The following is a 2,588-nucleotide window of genomic DNA, read 5'->3' as shown; positions in this document are numbered from 1 at the left end:
CGCCCCAACCGCCGTTCGGCTGGTACTCGAAGTCGAGTTCGGTGTAGCGGTCCGAGTCCGGGTTCGGCGCAGCACCTGGACCGCACCGAGGGCCCAGAGCACGTACTGCACCGCGAAGGCCCACCGGAACGCCGCCAGGTCCGGCGTGCCGCGCCCGGCCGGCGTGGCCAGGTCGAGCACGACCCCGACGGCGAGGATCAGCACGATCGAGGCGACGAAGCCACCCACGTTGACGATGCCGGTGGCACTGCCGATCCGGGTGGCCGGGTTGAAGGTACGGGCGTAGTCGAAGCCGATGACCGAGCCGGGGCCGTTGACCGCGAGGACCAGCACCAGCGTGACCAGCAGCCAGCCGGGGGACCGACCGGGCCAGGCCAGCACGGCCGCCCACACCGCCGCCGTGGCGGCGGTGATGGCGAAGACCAGGACCGACCGACGGTACGGGTGCCGGGCGCACAGGTGCGCGATCACCGGCCCGGACAGCAGGGTGGCGACGGTCATCACGGTGAGCAGGGACGCCGCGGCGGTGGGGCTCAGCCCCTGCCCCTGCACGAGGAACGGGTAGCCCCAGAGCAGGGCGAACACCGCGCCGGAGAACTGGGTGACGAAGTGCGTCCAGAGGCCCAGCCGGGTGCCGGGCGTGGCCCAGGCGACGGCGAGCTCCCGGCGCACCGAGGCGAGGGTGGGTGTCGGGCCGGTCGCGGTCTCCCGGTACGGGGTGTCCCGGACGGCCGCGACCACCATGAGCAGCACGGTCGCGCCCACCGCGGCGGCCACCGTGAACGCGGCGGTCCAACCCGCGGCGTGCAGCAGCGCCACCAGCGGTACGGCGCCGAGGATCGCCCCGAGCTGGCCGAGCGTGCCGGTCAGCTGGGTCAGCAGCGGGTTCCGCCGGCCCGGGAACCAGAACGCCACGATCCGCAGGACGCTGATGAAGGTCATCGCGTCGCCCAGCCCGACCAGCACCCGGGCGGCCACGGCCAGGGGCACGTCGGTGGCGACGGCGAAGCAGAGCTGACCGGCGACCATCAGCGCCCCGCCGGCGATCAGCATCCGGCGGGAGCCGAACCGGTCCAGCAGGACGCCGACCGGCACCTGCATCGCCGCGTACACGGCGAGTTGCGCGACCGAGAAGGTGGCCAGCGCGGCGGCGTTGACGTCGAAGCGGTCGGCGGCGTCGACCCCGGTGACGCCGAGCGAGCTGCGGTGGAAGACCGCGGCCACGTACGCGCCGAGGGCCACGCCCCAGACGAGCGCGGCGGAGCGACGCGGCACGACCGGCGCGGAGGTGTCGCTCACCGCAGCGTCCGCAGCACGGTGGCGGCGTTGTCGATGTGCGCGGCGACGGCGGTGAGCCACGGCTGCGGATCGTCGGCGTCGAGGGCGGCGAGCTGCGCGGCGTGCTCGGCGAGCGCGACCTCTGCCCACCCCGGCGAGAGCCGGAAGGTCGCCTCCCCCATCCGCAACTGCCGGTCACGCAACCGGTGGTACAGCTCGGCGAGGATCTCGTTGCCGGCCGTCTCCACGACGGTGACGTGGAAGGCGCGGTCGGCGGCCATCAGGGCGGTGAGGTCGCCGGCGGCGTGGGCGGCGCGCATCTCGGCCAGCCGGGCGGCCAGCTCGACCCGCAGGGCGGCGCGGTGCGGCCAGACCCGCTCCGCGGCGTGCAGCTCGACCAGGCGACGCGCCTCGATCACGTCGGTGATCTCGCGCGCGGAGACGGGCCGGATCAGGGCGCCGCGCTTGGGGTACAGCTTGACCAGTCCCTCCGCCTCCAGCCGCAGCAGCGCCTCCCGCACGGGGGTGCGGGACACTCCGGTCGCCTCGGCGATCTCCCCCTCGCTGACCAGCGACCCGCCAGGGTGGACCTGTTCGAGGATGGCCCGCTTGAGGTGCCGGTACGCGCGCTCGGCCGCGGAGGGCGCGGTCGGGCGGGGGGCCGGGGACGGCCGCTCGGGCGCCGAGGGATGCGTCATGTATCTATGATGCGGCCGGCCGCGCTCCGGGCCTGGACCGCGTCCCCGGGCAGTGGTGCCGCCCACTCACCGCCAGCGCAGCAGACCGTCGGCGCTCGGGTGGAAGCCGGTGGCGAAGGGCGGGCCGAAGCCGTCGAGCAGCCCCGCGAGCCAGGCCGACCCGTCCGGCGCCGCCCGCTCCAGGCGCATGCGGCGGATCCGCAGCGGAGCGGCCCGCAGGGCGCGCAGGCGGCCGGTCGCCGGGTCCAGGGTGGGCAGCCAGAGCAGGCGGAGCTCCGGCCGGTACGCCTCGAAGCCGCCGATCCCCTCGTAGTCGTCGACCACGTCCCCGCAGCCGTAGAGGATCAGCCGCTCCCGGTACACCTCGACCGGACGGGGGTGGTGCGACGAGTGCCCGTGCACCACGTCCACCCCGCCGTCGACGAGACGCCGGGCGAACGCCACATGCCCGTCCGGCACCTCGTACCCCCAGTTGGAGCCCCAGTGCACCGAGACCACGACGCGGTCACCGGGCCGTACCTCGGCGGCGATGCGGTCCCGCACCAGGTCCGCCGACGCGGCCGACACCTCCGGCAGGTACGCGACCCCCGCTCCCGCCGGGGTGGCCGCCCA

3 protein-coding genes are annotated in these 2,588 nt (G+C 75.3%); all 3 read right to left on the bottom strand.

Annotated elements, in window-relative coordinates:
- Positions 1–1,299 (bottom strand): MFS transporter (locus AB0I76_RS27475; RefSeq protein WP_357041311.1); only part of this gene is annotated, 1,299 nt, incomplete at its 3' end.
- Entirely contained in the window at positions 1,296–1,976 is a 681-nt protein-coding gene (locus tag AB0I76_RS27470; RefSeq protein WP_357041307.1) for a GntR family transcriptional regulator, read from the bottom strand. The genes AB0I76_RS27475 and AB0I76_RS27470, both read right to left, overlap by 4 nt.
- A 66-nt stretch (positions 1,977–2,042) precedes the next feature.
- Positions 2,043–2,588 (bottom strand): CapA family protein (locus tag AB0I76_RS27465; RefSeq protein WP_357041304.1); only part of this gene is annotated, 546 nt, incomplete at its 5' end.

It is taken from the genome of Micromonospora sp. NPDC049799, from assembly GCF_040656655.1.
Taxonomy (GTDB): Bacteria; Actinomycetota; Actinomycetes; order Mycobacteriales; family Micromonosporaceae; genus Micromonospora.
The sequence above is the reverse complement of the archived record's forward strand: the minus strand, read 5'-3'. Positions and strand labels throughout refer to the sequence as shown.

Bases quoted from the DNA above. Each gene is read 5' to 3' on its own strand.
- AB0I76_RS27470 (WP_357041307.1), bottom strand. From the start codon at position 1,976: ATGACGCATCCCTCGGCGCCCGAGCGGCCGTCCCCGGCCCCCCGCCCG.